Source organism: Streptomyces sp. NBC_01016 (genome assembly GCF_026341035.1).
Taxonomy (GTDB): domain Bacteria; phylum Actinomycetota; class Actinomycetes; order Streptomycetales; family Streptomycetaceae; genus Streptomyces.
Map to the genome: position 1 here is coordinate 3,235,009 of NZ_JAPEOQ010000002.1, position 14,018 is coordinate 3,249,026.

The following is a 14,018-nucleotide window of genomic DNA, read 5'->3' on the forward strand; positions in this document are numbered from 1 at the left end:
GATCAAGTGATCGCCGGGGCGTGGCGATTGTCCCGTGTCACTGCCCCGCTTCGCCGTCCGCCGTGCAGGCTGCCGGTGGCTCGGCGGCGCCCTCGCCGTCGTGGGCGGGCGGTGGCCAGACGGGGCGGTGGTGTCGGGGCAGAACCTTCAGGGCCTGGCTCACGGTGGAGTGGGACGGCAGCAGTTCGTTGCTGGCGGTCTGGACGAGTAGATCGGACAGGCGGCGTCCGGGCCCGGCCAGCAGGAGCATCCCCTCGCGGCGCTGCAACAGCCAGCGGGCGGCGAGCAGGCAGTTGAGGCCGCGCGAGTCGCAGAACGTGAGTGCCGTGACGTCCAGCACCAGGTGCCGGTGCCCGGACAGCACAAGGGATCCGATCGCCCGGAGGAAGAACTGCTCGCAGTTCTGGTCGAGTTCTCCGCTCACGCGCAGCACGGCACAGTGCTCGCACCGCGCCAGCTCGGTGACGGACAGGCGACCGGCCTGCGTGGACATCGTGCCTCCTGCGAGTCGTACGGATACGACGCTGATTTCTTCGGTTGCCCCGGACCTTCCCGCGTACGCGCAGCAGTACATCAATCAGCGCAGTGTTTCCGTAGACCTGCGTCACATGTGTGACGGAGCGTCAAGTTGCAGGTGTGTAACGGGAGGTGGTGGGTAGGGGCCGTGGACGCCGCACTCCCGGCGGGGGAGTGCCTTCCGCGCGAGGGAGCGACGAAGATGACCCAGGCCGCCGGTTCAGCGATCGAGCGCCCCGATTCGCCCGAACGACATACCACCGGTCTCGGCGGTGCGGCCCCGGCGGCCGACGCGCCGGGCCTTCCGTCACTGTCCGACACGGGTGGACTCACTGCGGCGGACATCCGCGAGCTGTCCAAGTCGCTGTTCGCCCGGCTGGGTGAACTCGAGGAGGGCACCCATGAGTACGCCTACGTACGGAACAATCTCGTCGAGCTCAACCTGAACCTCGTGCACTACGCCGCCCGGCGGCTGCGGACTCGGAGTGACAGCTACGAGGACGTCGTGCAGGTCGGCACCATCGGTCTGATCAAGGCCATCGACCGCTTCGACCTGTGCCGTGGAGTGGAGTTCACCAGCTTCGCCCTGCCCACCGTCATGGGCGAGATCAAGCGCTTCTTCCGCGACACCACGTGGGCCGTGCACGTTCCCCGCAGGTTGCAGGAGCTCAGCCACCACCTCGACCGGGCGAACACCCGCCTGGAGCAGGTCAACGGCCACGCGCCCACTGTCGCGGAACTCGCCGCCGACCTCGGCCTGGAGGAGGACGAGGTCGCCGAGGGGCTGACCGCCTCCGCCGGCTGCACCGCCGCCTCGCTCGACTGGTCGACCGACGCCGACGACACGCCGGCCGACCATATCGGCTGCCACGACCCGGAGTTGGCGAAGGCCGAGAACCTTCAGGCCCTCAAGCCCCTGATCGCCGCCCTCTCGGATCGGGAACGCACACTCCTCGCGATGCGGTTCGTCGACGAGATGACGCAGGCCGAGATCGGACGCGAACTGGGTGTCTCGCAGATGCAGGTCTCCCGCCTCCTCGCACGTGTCCTGGACCGGCTGCGCGCGCGGCTCGGCGAGTAGGACGCCTCCACCGGGCGTGCCTCAGGACGCGACGGCGGGGGCCCGCCGGTGCCCGCCCGGACGCGCCCCGGCGGGCTGTAGGACCAGGTCACAGGTGTCGAGCAAGGATTGCTTCCGACGTGTGCTGGCCGTCTGTAGCCACGCCAGAGCGTCACCGACGGGGCAGTCCTCGCGCTCGGCCACGTAACCTGCGGCGCGGTGGATCCGTTCCCAGCGGGCCGCGCGGGTGTCGGTGGCCCAGACCGGCTGGGGACCCGCGGGGTCCGCGTGCGCGGGGCGCCAGCGCAGTAGTTCCTCGCGTGCGACATCGGCGGCCCGCTCGGCCTCGGTGATGTGCGCCGCGGGCAGCTGGGTGGGCCGGGTGAAGTAGAGGCAGATCACCCCGACCGGCCGGAACTCACGGTGCAGCGCCAGCGCCAGGACGTGTCGCACCCCGGGCAGATCGTCGGACCAGTCCGGCACGTGCGAGCGGTCGCCGTCGCCGCCGCGTACCTCGGGGACGAAGACGGTCCGTGCCTCCAACGCGGCACTGACCGAGGGCCCGTCGGCGTGCGCGAACTGGGCGGCTTCGGCCCGCAGAGCGCATTCGTCACTGGCGTACAGCAACTGCCACTGTTCGAGGCAGGGGAACAGGGACATCGTCGCGTGCTGCGCACCCAGTGACCGGGTGAACGCCGTGCACAGCCGTATCGGCAGGGCACGCCGCCCCACGGCCGCCGCGAGCGACACATCATGAACGACCGACGGGCCATCTTCCAACATGCACATCACATCCCTTCCGGACGGGCCTCGGCCCCTCCGGTGAGCTACCTCCGATCCGGCGGGACTTGCTCGCCGTGACGAAGCGGTGGGACTCCGTCTACCACCCGCACACCGCTCTCACGCATCCGATCTGCCCGCACGCCCATCTCGTTCGGGCGGGCCCGTACTTGTGTGCGGGCGACGGTGATCGGCCACCCCATCGGACGAGTGTCCTGTTCCCTGCGAGGGGCAGCCGAACATGATGAGACTGGTCGAAGACGTGGAACGGACGATGGAGCGCTGGACGGACACGATGTGGGCCCGGCTGCTCCCGCCCCGGCGCAAGCGGGGCGAGGTGGTGTCGATACTCCGCCGGCACTGCGACGACCGGGCGCTGATCCTGGGACGCCGGCGCGTACTGGTCCCCAACGCCTTCGTCGTCGAACTGCCCCCACCCATCCACCTCCAACTCGCCGCCCACAGCGGCGACGTGAGCCGTCACCTGGCCGTCCAGGTCCGCCGCCACGCCGCGGAGTCGGGATACACCTTCGCGGGCCCCGTCGCCGTCCACCTGGAACCCTCAACGAGCACCACCCTCGGCCGCTTCCGCGTCCACAGCCGCATCGCACCGATCCCGGCGCGCCGCCGGGGCGAGTGAGCGGGCCGCCGTGCCGAAGCGCATGGCAGGTGGCCTTCGGTGCCGTATCTAAGTCCTTTTGCCTTCTTCCTCGCGCTCCTGGGCAGCCATGACCTCGTCGCCGTACTCGAAGGCCCAGGCGCCCACGGCATCGATGGGCCCCAACAAGGTCCGGCCCAGGGGAGTGAGTTGATACTTCACCCCCGATCCGTTCGGGCATGTCCGGCGGTCGACCAGTCCATTGAACTGAAGCCGCCGCAGGGTCTCGTTGAGCACCTTGGGGCTGATGCCCCCGATCCGCTCCCGTAGTTCGACCGGGCGTGCGGCGCCGTCGCGGAGCGCCCAAAGAGCCACAGCGTTCCAGGTGTTGGAGAAGAGGTCGAAGGCCAGACGGGCGCGGCAGTCGGCGAGGAAGGCGTCGGTCGTCATGTACCAAATGGTGCCCGAGCCACCTTCTAGCGTCGATGTGCACGGTCCAAGTAGGCGCGAGAAGGGAGCCGATGATGAGAATCGGCGTATTGGGAACGGCAGGCATGGCCGAGGCGCTCGCCACCCATTGGGTGCGGGCCGGTCACGCGGTGACCATCGCGGGGCGAGACGTGGGTAAGGCAGAGCGGCTCGCGACACGCGTCGGAGGCTGCGCGAAGGCTGCGGGTCTGCGGGTGGCGGCCGAGTCCGACCAGGACGTGGTGCTGGTCGCCCTGCCCTTCGGGGTCGGAATAGAGGTGGTGCGGGATCTGCGGGTGGCATTGGAGGGCAAGGTGCTGCTCGACTGCTCCAACCCGGTGGGACCTGGGTTCAGGCTGTTGACGGACGGAAGGCTGTCAGCTGCACAGCAACTGGCCATGGCGGCGCCGGGATCGCACGTGGTCAAGGCCTTCAATCTCTGTCATGAGGGCGTGTGGCGCATGCGACCGCCTGTTTTCGACGGGCGGCCGCTGGCTGTGCCGATCTGCGGGGACGACGAGACGGCCCTGGGACGTGTACGTGAGTTGGTTCGGGACGTGGGCTGTGCACCTGTGGTGGGTGGCGGGCTCGATCGTGCTGGGCTGCTGGAAGCCACGGCCGCGCTGTTCATCGCCCTGTGGGTCGGCGAGGGAGTGGATGCGCAGGCCATCGCGCCGCCGATGGAATACGCGGCCGGAGCGATCAGCAAGGAAGCGCGAGCCGAGGCAGGTCCCCGCTAGCCGGCTATAGACGCGTAAATGGGCCCGGCCCTGTCGAACCGCACCGTCCACCAGCACCATGTCACCAACCGCCCGTCGGCAAAGGGAGTTGGTGAAGGCGTGAGTCGTTTTGGGCATGGTCGCGCGGAGAGGTACCGGATGGGGCCCGGCGTCGCGCTGGCTGTCGTCGCGGTGAGCACGTTGTTGTCGATGAGTGTGTGGTTCTCCGCGTCGTTCGTGCTGCCGCAGTTGAAGGAGGAGTGGGGGCTGAGTCCGGGGTCCGGGGCGTTGTTGACCGTCGCCGTGCAACTCGGGTTCGTCGTGGGGGCGGTGTCGTCGGCGATGTCCGGGCTGGCCGACCGGGTGGCGAATCGTTTTCTGATGTGTGGTGGTGCGGTGGGTGCCGCGGCCGCCAATGGTGGGGTGCTGCTTGCGGACGGGCTGTGGTCGGCTGTTGTGCTGCGGCTGGTCACCGGGTTCTTCCTCGCGGCGGTGTATCCGCCCGCGCTCAAGGAGACCGCGACGTGGTTCCGCGCCGGGCGGGGCAAGGCGCTGGGAGTCATGATCGGCGCGCTCACCGTCGGCTCGGCGCTGCCCCATGCCGTGAACGCCGCGGGAGGCGTGGACTGGCATCTCGTCATCGCGGTGACATCCCTGATGGGCGCGTGCGGGGGCGTGCTCGCCCTCTCCCTGCGGTGGCCCGGTCCCTATCCGTTCCCGCGGCGCCGGGTCACCGTCGGGGGCGCCCTGCGGTCGCTGCGCAACCGCGATGTCGTGCTCGCCGACCTCGGGTACGTGGGGCACATGTGGGAGCTGTACGCGATGTGGGGCACGGTGGCGTCGCTGCTGGCGAGTGTGCCGGTGGTGGAGGGATCGGGGCGGACCGATGCGCTTGCCTCCACCATCGCCTTTGTGTGCATCGGAGTTGGCGCGTTCGGGTGCCTCCTGGGTGGAGTGCTCGGGGACCGGTGGGGGCGTGCCTCCGCGGCGCGCATCTGCCTCGTCTGTTCCGGTGGGGCCGCGCTGCTGCTCGCTGTTGGTGTCGATGCGATGCCGTCGGGCCTCGTCATCGCGGTGTGTGTCTTCTGGGGGTTCTGGGTGGTGGCCGACTCCGCCCAGTTCTCGGCGCTGGTCACCGAACGGGCCGACCCCGACTACGTAGGCGGGGCCCTGTCGTTGCAGCTCGCGCTCGGCTACTCGACCACCGCGGTCACGCTGTGGGGCGTGCCTGTGCTGGTCGAGCACACGTCGTGGCGGGTCGCGCTGCTGGTGCTCGTAGTGGGGCCCGTCGTGGGCGTGGTGGCCATGAGCCGGTCGATCGTCAGGGATCGGCGTGCGGCGGCGGTGGCTTGAGTTCGGTACTCGTCTGCTGTGCCGTGCCCGCCGGATGTTCCGTATCCGCCGCGCGCAGTGCCAGTAGCAACTGGCCCCCTGCCGCCGCTGCGGCCGTGCGCTTCTTGGCGCGTGGTCCCTCAGGCCGTAATGCGAGGGCCTCGGTAACCGCACGGGCGCCGACGCGGCGGGACCGGTACTCGGCCGGGCAGGTCAGGAAAGCCAGTGCCGCCGCCGCGAACACACCGGGCACGACGGACAGGCCGGACGGGATTCCCGCCAGGAGGCGGTCGGCATGCACCTGGGTGGCCGGCGCCGAGGGCAGCAGGTCCGGGAGGCGGCGGCAGGCGAATTGCGGGTAGCCGTCGTCGAGGAGGGCCGCAGCCGCCTTCGTCGAGGAGGGATCGGGGCCGTCCGACAAGGCCTCGGCGATCGGCGCGGGCCATGTCTTCGGGCGCTCGTGACCGGCCAGGTCCAGCGCGGCGCAGCAGATCCGGAGGCGGGTGTCGAGGGGAGGGTGTGGCGACAACTCCGCTGCGTCACCTGCCGGTTCGGGTTCCATGAGCGTGCCCACGACGTCCGCGAGGACCGCGGGGTACGCCATCCCGCAGGCCAGGCTCGCGCACACGTCCGCGAACACCTCGCCGATCCACGCCTCGGGCAGTGACGTGCCCGCGAGGCGCGTGGCAAGCGTCTCCGTCAGGTCGAAGTCGTCCTCGATGTGATGGCCGACCTCATGCGTGATGGTGAGCACGGCAGGCACATGCGAGCCGTAGTACCAGGGCACGTCGATCACCGGGAACGGCAGGCTGCGCACCAGTTGGACGCCCGCGCGCGTGTGCATGCCGCCGCGCGGCAACAGGTCGCGGTACTGGCCCCCGCGCCGGTGCGCACGCGGCGCCGGATCCCGGCTGAAGGACACGAGTGGTGGTTCCTTGGGCCGTGTGTCCCCGGTCGCGAGTGCCGCATTCAGCGGGCCCTCGTAGCACGCCCAGGCGAGTTCGTCCGCGGCGTCGAGGTAGCCGCGGTACTCGTCGAGCCTGCGCAGTGCGAACTTCGAGCGGAAGTAGTCCCAGACGTGGTGCAGGTCCAGGATCAGTACGGGCAGGCCAGCCGCGTCGGAACCGGTGGCCAGCTCGGCGCGCGCTGCCGCGATGCCCTCGTTCAACATCGCTTCCACCGAACGGAGTTGGCTGCGGTGCTTCTCCAGCGGTGTCTTCTTCAGCGGAGCCTGCCCGTCGAACGCGAGCCTGCGCCATGCGGCCAGTTCGTCGCCCAACCCGTCGAGCAGCGACTCCAGTTCTGCCGGCGGTGTCACGACTGGCCCATCGGGCAGCGCAGCAGCGCGGAGGACGCTGCGAACAACGCCGTCGCCCGGAGCGCGTCCGCGTTGGTCTCGAACGTGGTGCCCCGGTCCTCCGATCCCGTACCGGCCGCCGTGCGCATGCCGCGTACCGCGTGCGCCACCGAGGACTCCTCGGACAGCGCCTGGTAGAAGGCGATCACATGCTCCAGACCGCCGTCGGGGAACAGCCCCGTGCACACGACCGCGGGGCAGTCGCCGAGCCGGAACAGCTGCGCCGCGAAGAGGTTGCGCAGCGCCAGTTGGACGTGGAGGTCCACCTCTGAACCGGGGCACGGCGGGTCGAGCACCACCAGCGGCGTGCGGCCCGGCTCGAAACCGGCCAGCCAGCGCGCCAGTTGACTCGGGAAGACGTCCGAGCCGAGCGCCTTGCTCTCCAGCCGGCGGGCATGGCCGGGCGGCGAGAACTCGAGATACGGCATGCCGTCGCGCTGCCGCAGCGGGGCGGCGATGTGCAGGGCGTCGGTGCCGTCCGGAGGCGACGTCAGACGGTCGGCGAGATCGGGCACCGAGTCCACCACGACCAGCTTGACCGGGAAGCGGCGCTGCTGGAGGTGGAGGCGCCGCTGCCAGTACGACAGAGGCACCACTCGCTCCTCCTGCTTCGTACTGAACACCAGGACCTTGCGGGGGCCCGGCTCGCGTGTCTCGTCCCGTTGCAGTGCGCGCCTGGTCTCCGGACTGACGAGCGGCCAACCTGCCGTCGGGCCCCCGGGCTGGATGCGGTGCAGTGCCTTGCGGGTCTCCGGTCCCACGAGGCCGTCCACGTCGAGGTGCACTCCGAGTCGCCGGTTCATGCGGAGCTGCAGCCAGCGCACGTCGATGTGGCGGGCCGCGGAGGGCAGCGTGCGGTACATCACCGGCGGCTCGTCGTCGTCCGCCGCGTCCAGCGCGTGCTGCAGCGTCATCTCCCAGGGCAGCGCGTGCGCCGTCGGATCGTCGGACTCGAGCCGGGCGAACCGCAGCCGGCGCAGCGTGGGCCTGCTCAAAGCGGCGCGCAGCAGCCACTCGTCGGCGTGCCACGCCGCCAGTTTCGCCGGGTGCGGCGAGGCCTCGTCGTCCACCGGGTCGATGTCGGGGCGGCGGCGCAGCGCCAGCGTCCGTTCGCCCGGCCAGTCCTGGAAGAGGCGCAGGCCGTCCTGGCGGTCCGTATCGCGCATCACCGGCCAGCTCAGGCTGAGCAGGAGGTCCTCGATCCGCTCCGGCACGCCGTCGACCTGCACGCGCCGCGCGCACTCCGTCAGCGTCATCGGCAGACTGTGCTGGACGATGCCGGTGTGCGAGGCCAGCGCGACGGCCCGGTTGAACGCCTGCACCGCCGCGGTGCGGTCCGGTTCGATCCCGGCGAGCAGCACCAGCGCGGCGAGCGCGAGCCGGGCGTGCGGGATGCGCGGCGCGTCGCTCGGCACGGGCCGTGGCTGCTCCCACGGCACCCGGTGCAGCAGCCGCACGGCCAGCTTTCGGTGGCCGAGGCGCGCGGCGATGCGCGCGCACCGCCAGACGATGAGCCGGTTCCCGTCCGCCCCCTCGACGAGACTGACCACCGCCCGCTTCAACCGCGCGGGATCCTCGCCGCCGACCTGCGCGATCAGCAGCTTGGCCAGCGCCTGGTCGGGATTGTCGCCGTCGTCCGTCATCTCGTAGAAGGGGCGCAACAGCGGCCAGGGCACACGGTGTTCGAGCGCCGGGTTGTCGACGAGGTCGCGCAACGTGGCCAGGCGCGCCTGGGCGGGCCGCACCTCGCCCAGCGCCGTCGCCAGTTGCTCCAAATGCTCCCCGGGTTCCTGGTCCTCCGTCAGATCCGCGATGCGGCACAGCACTTGCAGGGGACGGACGAGCGCGGGCAGATCCCCGTACGGCACGGGCATGCCCTCGACGGACGTCACCCCGTGGGTGCGCCTCGCCCACTCGCGGGCGAGAAGGTGCAGTCGGAGCGCGAACTCCGGTTCCTGGCCCGGAGATTCCTTGGGTTCAAGGAGACGGTGGGCGGAGGTGAAGTCCATGCAGTCGCGCAACAGGAAGCGGGCGAACAGATAGTGGCACTCGGGTTCACCCGTCAGATAGCCGAGTTCGGACCACAGTCCTGCCGCACTCGTGAACCAGTCGTTGGCGTCGGAGAGTTCCTGGAGCTCGCCGAGGGCGACGCCGCGCAGTTGGGCGTTCTGGGCCAGGTGCCGGTAGCGCTCGGCGCCCTGCAATTGTCCCGCGGCGATGTCGGCCCGGTGGATCGCGGTGAGCGCCGGTTCCTCCCGGCCTAGCAGCAGCTGCGCCTTGGCCTGCAGCCGCGCCTTGTCCGCCTGCTCCGACGGCGTGGTGACACGCGCCGCTTCGAGCACGCCGAGGGCCAGCTCCGCGCGTCGGCAGCGCAGCAGCAGCCCGGCCCGCTGGGCGATGGCCTGGAACGTGGGCTGCCCGGCCTCCTCAAGGAGTTCGGCGGCCTGCGCGTACAACTCGATGGCCCGGCCCACGTCGCCCATCAGCCGACGCTGCGCCGCCTCCTCCGAAGCGGCGGTCGCCGCGACGCCCCGCTGGCCTATCTCCCCTGCGAAGGCGAGGACTTGGTGGTACGCCGCCGCCGTGTCCTCGGAGCGCAGCAGGCGAAGTTGTGCGGCGCGGATGCTCAGCGCCCACAGTCGTTCGAGCGAGGGGAGTTCCGCGCGGGCCAGCACATGCTGGTCGAGCAGATGCACCGCGTCCCCCGCGCTCCCGCCGAGGCCCAGCATCGCGGCCCGTACGACGTCCTCGCGCACCGAGTGCGGCCGGTCCTGTGCGCTGATGCCGCCCTGCGCGAACAGCTCGTCGGCGCGCTTCAGATGCAGCTCGATCTCGGCCCACACATGGTCGTGTGCCACCGAAGGGGTGCCCTCCGCCATGGCCTCGCGGAACTGGGCGTAGGCGATGTTCAGATGGGCCTCCGCCATGAGGGAGAACGTGATGACGGTGCCGCCGCGCACCTGGCGGGGGACCTCGCGGTCCACGTACTCGTCCCCGAGGATCTCCTCGGCGAGACCGCGCAGTTGGTCGGTATTGCCGCCCGCCCAGGCGCGTTCCATCGCGCTGCGCCAACGCCGGGGTGCCCGCGGATCGCGCATCTGGAAGCGGTGGTAGAGGGACTCGCGCAGATACCACGCCCAGTTCTCCGGATCGGCCTCTCCGGCGTCGGCGGCGCGCTGTTCGAAGCGCTGGGCGAAGTCCCGGTGCAGCTCGGTGAAGACGTTCTTGTCGGAGATGAGGTCGCGCATCGGGCCGAGGACCACGCTGTGGAACACCACGGACTCCTCGTCGCCTGCGACCTCGCTGATCCAGGAGGAACCGCCCGCGTACTGGAGCAGCTTCCCCCAGGCGTTGTTGAGCCGCTCCCGGTCCGGCGGCGGGACGGGCGGGAAGACCGCCCCCTCGCTGTGCAGTTGATGCGCGTCGGTCAGCGGGTCGTCCGCCGACTCGGCGGGTCCGGCGGTCCTCCGCTTCTCCAGATGGGGCCGCAGAATGTCATGGACGTGCTCGCGGCGCAGCCGCCGGGGGATCACCCCGTACCGCACCAGCCACAGCACGACCGGGTCCTCGATGCGCCGCAGCACCCGCTTGACGAGGTAGCGGATGAGCGGGTCGCGCAGGCTGCCCAGCTCCTCCGCGGTCACCTCGGGGTTCTGGTCGGTGACGTCCGCGAAGAGCGCGAGATGGAACGGCATGCCGTCGCTGCGGCGCACGATGATCTCCCGCAGCTTCGAGTGCCGGACCTCGCGTATGTCGCGCAGATAGCGGTCCGCCTCGTCAGGGGTGAACTGCGCCACCTGTACGTTCTCGTAGTCGCCCAGCGAGGCGAGCGCCTGGCCGTGCCGGATGCTCAGATCGTGGCGGCCGGAGAGGATGAGCCGCAGCGCCGGGCAGGCGCGCACGGTCTCGCCGAGCAGCCGCAGCAGGCCGTCCGTGTGGGAGGCACTGCGCAGCACGACCTCTTCCAGTGTGTCCACCACGAGGAGCGCGGGCCGCTCCGTGCCGAAGCTCTTGTTGAACCGGGAGGTGAAGGCGTCGACGACCTCGCGCCCGATCCGGTTCTCGTCCTGGGAGCGGATACCGCGGGCCGCCTCGGCGGCCGACCGCGAGGTGGGGCGGCGCAGCAGGGAGCGGTAGGCGGCGTACTTTTCGAGACCGGTGAACACCCGCTGCGGCAGCCGCTGTTCGAGCTGCTCGGCCGCCTCCAGGAGCAGCAGCCAGGGCCAGTGCGCCGCGTTCAGCGGGTCGACGACGTCGAAGTCGATCCGGGCGCAGTTGATGTCCGCCTCCGCGGTGACAGCCTTTCGGGACACCAGCCAGCGCAGCTGCATGGTCTTGCCGGTGCCGCCCGTGCCGTGCATCTGCCAGACCCGCGGGCCCTGCGCGGACAGCAGCCTCCTGGCCCGCTCCCACAGCCCGTCCGGTTCGAGGAACTGGGCGCAGCGGGCATAGTCGGCGGCCCAGTAGGTGCGCGCCCGCAGATAGCCGGCGCGGTCCTCGGCCAGCTTGAGGAGCGGGCGCGGGGCGATCCCCGCCCGGTCCGGATCCGCCAGTACGTCGACGAGGTCCTGGCAGCGGGTGAAATCACGCTGGGTGTCGCTGGCGAGGAACAGCTCGTCGAAGAGTGCGGCGGCGCCTTCCGGATCGGCGAGCATCAGATGCCGCAACTGCTCGGCCGGTCGGCCCCGAGAACGCCAGTGCTCGCTCAACAGCCATTCGAGTTCAATGAGTTGCTTGGGGGACGGAGGGCTGTCGCTCTCCTCCAGCCAGGGGATCAGATACGCGGGGCGATCCGCATCCGGGACCTGATAACTCAGCCGGTGGCCGGGGACCTCCTCCACGGCGCCGCGCTCCAGCAGAGTGGTGAGGCCGGGCGGGGTGCCGCCCACGAAGTTCCGGATGACCGCGTACGCCTCCTCGTCGAAGAGCCGCGCGACGGCTGCAGCCTGGAGGGCGTCCGTCCACGGTGCGGGCAGCAGGGCGCGCCGGATGTCGTCCAGGGCCTCGCCCTGTCCCAGCCGGTCGGCGAGTTCGGTGAACGCGGCCGCGAGGCGCTCGTCCGAATCGGACATCAGCCCGCCTCCCTCATGCCGCCCATGTCGAGCCACGTGTCCAGGACCCGCTGATACATCCCGACGTGGAAGGATTGCTGAGTGCCCTGCAGGCCGTTCATGCCGTCCAAGAGTGCCTCGAAGTCCTGGAAGCGCTGGCGCCGCAGGATCTGGTTCTCATGCCGCTGGCGCTCCCAGAATTCCCTGGCCAGCCGCTTGTAGTGGGGCTGTTGGAGGTTTGTCAGGACCACGGGTGAGCCCTCCATGAACTTCTGCAGATGCCGGAACCCCGGCCAGCTGTGGGGAGCCACGGTCAGAATGCGCAGCGGGAAGTCGCTGTCGGCGTCTTGTACGGGGCCCAGCAGTAACGGCAGGAGGGCGTCGCTGAAATCGGACTCGCTGATCCTCTGTACGCTGTCGATGGCCAGCAGATGGGGGCGGCGACGGGCCACGGCCCGGCTCCGCAGGGTGTTCAGGAAGGCACTGAAGATCTCGGCCCTGCGGGCCTCGGCATGCCGGTCGGCATCCACCTTGAAGGAGTGGCCGAGGTCGAATGCGGGCGACGGCATCCCCTCGGCCCAGCGCTGGCCGCCCTGGGCGGCGAGATTGAGCACCTGGTTGAACCTGGCGAACTCCGTGACGTGCATGGCATTGGGCTGATGCTTGTCGTCCGTGCACGCCTCGCGCAGCGCCCGCAGTACGGCCAGCCAGTCCAGGGTCACCGGCTCGTCGCCATGGCCCTGGCCCGCGTAGTCGGCGAGGTCGGCGTAGGTGATGTCCTCGCCGCGCAGCATGCAGGTGAGCAGGCACCACTTGGCGAGCCAGGTCTTGCCGGACTTCTGCTGTGCGGAGGTGATGGCGAGGAGACGGTCCGGCGGGTCCGTGCTCTCGGGCGGTTCCCACCAGCCGGTACGGCGTTCCTTGGCCTGCCCCACGAACATCGCGAGCTCGGCGAATGGCCAGCTCTTGTTCAACCGGGTCAGTTCGGGTTCCGGGTGGCCGAACTTCATCCGCACCACGTCGCGTGGATCCTCAACGCCGCACTGGAGGACCGGCAACGCCCACGAGGGGCCGTTCGAGTCGTCTATGTGCAGATGGTTGCGGGCTGCGGTGACTGCCGCGTCGATCGGCTGGGCGTCGGCCAGCGCCTGGTACAGCGAATGGGAGAACTCGGCGGCGGCCGGCGAGTCGATGTCGGCCTGCATGGCCACTACCGCCAAGGAGCCCCGATCCAGACATGTCTCGATCAGATCCGCGAACTCGGCTGCCGGCGCGTGTGCCTGTCGGCAGGCGTTGAGCACCACGAGCCGAGGCTTCCAGGAGGCATAGAGGTGATCCATCTGTTCCGGACCGAGCGTCCAGCTCTCCTCCGGCGCTTCCCAGTCCGGGTCCGGGGAGCCGATCGCGGGCTGTGCGGCATTGAAGTGGAGCCCTCCCGTGTCCCCGGCGACCGCGCGCATGCCGTGGCCGATGAAGTGCAGTACATGCGGGCGGACATGGGTCACTTCGGCGATCAGTTCACGCAGGTTCGGGCCGTCGATCACCTCGGTGTGCACCCGGCCGGGCAGCTGTGTGAGAGCCGCGCCGATCAGCGCCAGCTCCTGGTCGGCGAGGAGGCGGCGGTCGCGCGGATTGCACACCACCAGCAGTACTCGCAGGGGCCCCCTCTCCGGAGGGGTCTCCGCAGAGGTCCCGACGCGCCGCCCGCGACGCAGCAGTACAAGGTTGTTGCGCGACCACGCCTGCCGCCTGTCGCGCATCAACTCCCAGGGCAGTTGGGCGAGTGTCGGAGACTCGATGTCCACCCTGACGTGCAGCGGGTCCTGCTCGGATGCCCCTTCCTGCAGCTCCGCCCAGCGACCGGCGGGCGCCGCGTCGAACACCGCTCGGTACAGGCGCAGTCCGATGTCGGTCCGCTGCTGCGGGGGAGCCCCGGATTCGAGTGCCGCGGTGAACGGCGAGGCCTTGTCGCCGGTCGGGTCGTGTGCGACCGCGACCAGCTCGTCGCCCAGCATCCACTCGAACTCATGGGTGTTCGTGTGTAGTTGAACCCGGTCATCAGTGATGCGAATAACTGCGTCGGTCATTGCCGGCCCCCCCGAAAGTCCTGCCGTGTGCTGTTGTGCTTGGTGCCTCG

Annotated in this window: 10 protein-coding genes; 4 read left to right on the top strand and 6 right to left on the bottom strand. The window is 70.2% G+C overall.

Features of this window, described 5'->3' with window-relative positions; all coding sequences use genetic code 11:
- Positions 1-37: 37 nt before the first annotated feature.
- Positions 38-493 (bottom strand): STAS domain-containing protein, encoded by a 456-nt coding sequence (locus tag OG746_RS41500; RefSeq protein WP_266724202.1) that lies wholly within the window; start codon positions 491-493, stop codon positions 38-40.
- Between the two features lie 225 nt (positions 494-718).
- On the opposite strand from OG746_RS41500, the gene OG746_RS41505 reads away from it, so the two are divergent.
- The gene (locus OG746_RS41505; protein ID WP_266724203.1) at positions 719-1,597 is read left to right on the top strand and encodes a SigB/SigF/SigG family RNA polymerase sigma factor; all 879 of its coding nucleotides are present in this window, start codon (positions 719-721) and stop codon (positions 1,595-1,597) included.
- 21 nt (positions 1,598-1,618) lie between these two features.
- On the opposite strand, the gene OG746_RS41510 is transcribed toward OG746_RS41505, so the two are convergent.
- Positions 1,619-2,359, bottom strand: a complete 741-nt coding sequence (locus tag OG746_RS41510) for a GAF domain-containing protein (RefSeq protein ID WP_266724205.1) — start codon at positions 2,357-2,359, stop codon at positions 1,619-1,621.
- A gap of 238 nt (positions 2,360-2,597) precedes the next feature.
- Between OG746_RS41510 and OG746_RS41515 the strand changes: the two genes are divergently transcribed.
- Positions 2,598-2,996 carry a DUF3662 domain-containing protein gene (locus tag OG746_RS41515; RefSeq protein WP_266724206.1) on the top strand — a complete coding sequence of 133 codons (399 nt, stop codon included), beginning with the start codon at positions 2,598-2,600 and terminating at the stop codon, positions 2,994-2,996.
- A 48-nt stretch (positions 2,997-3,044) separates the two neighbouring features.
- Here OG746_RS41515 and OG746_RS41520 read toward each other — a convergent pair whose 3' ends face one another.
- Positions 3,045-3,404 (bottom strand): winged helix-turn-helix transcriptional regulator, encoded by a 360-nt coding sequence (locus tag OG746_RS41520; RefSeq protein WP_266724208.1) that lies wholly within the window; start codon positions 3,402-3,404, stop codon positions 3,045-3,047.
- A gap of 74 nt (positions 3,405-3,478) precedes the next feature.
- Here OG746_RS41520 and OG746_RS41525 point away from each other — a divergent pair, with 74 nt between their 5' ends.
- Together OG746_RS41525 and OG746_RS41530 are read left to right on the top strand one after the other, a co-directional pair.
- Positions 3,479-4,162, top strand: a complete 684-nt coding sequence (locus tag OG746_RS41525; protein ID WP_266724210.1) for an NADPH-dependent F420 reductase — start codon at positions 3,479-3,481, stop codon at positions 4,160-4,162.
- 138 nt (positions 4,163-4,300) lie between these two features.
- Entirely contained in the window at positions 4,301-5,494 is a 1,194-nt protein-coding gene (locus OG746_RS41530) for an MFS transporter (RefSeq protein WP_266724212.1), read from the top strand.
- On the opposite strand, the gene OG746_RS41535 is transcribed toward OG746_RS41530, so the two are convergent.
- From OG746_RS41535 to OG746_RS41545, 3 genes are read right to left on the bottom strand one after another with little or no spacing between them, the layout of a single operon-like run.
- Positions 5,463-6,791, bottom strand: a complete 1,329-nt coding sequence (locus OG746_RS41535; RefSeq protein ID WP_266724214.1) for a hypothetical protein — start codon at positions 6,789-6,791, stop codon at positions 5,463-5,465. The genes OG746_RS41530 and OG746_RS41535 overlap by 32 nt on opposite strands.
- Entirely contained in the window at positions 6,788-11,902 is a 5,115-nt protein-coding gene (locus OG746_RS41540; protein WP_266724216.1) for a hypothetical protein, read from the bottom strand. Before OG746_RS41540 ends, OG746_RS41535 begins: the two co-directional genes overlap by 4 nt.
- Positions 11,902-13,968: a CHAT domain-containing protein gene (locus OG746_RS41545; RefSeq protein ID WP_266724217.1), complete on the bottom strand. Its 2,067-nt coding sequence runs from the start codon at positions 13,966-13,968 to the stop codon at positions 11,902-11,904. The genes OG746_RS41540 and OG746_RS41545 overlap by 1 nt, the downstream gene beginning before the upstream one ends.
- Positions 13,969-14,018 lie beyond the last annotated feature (50 nt).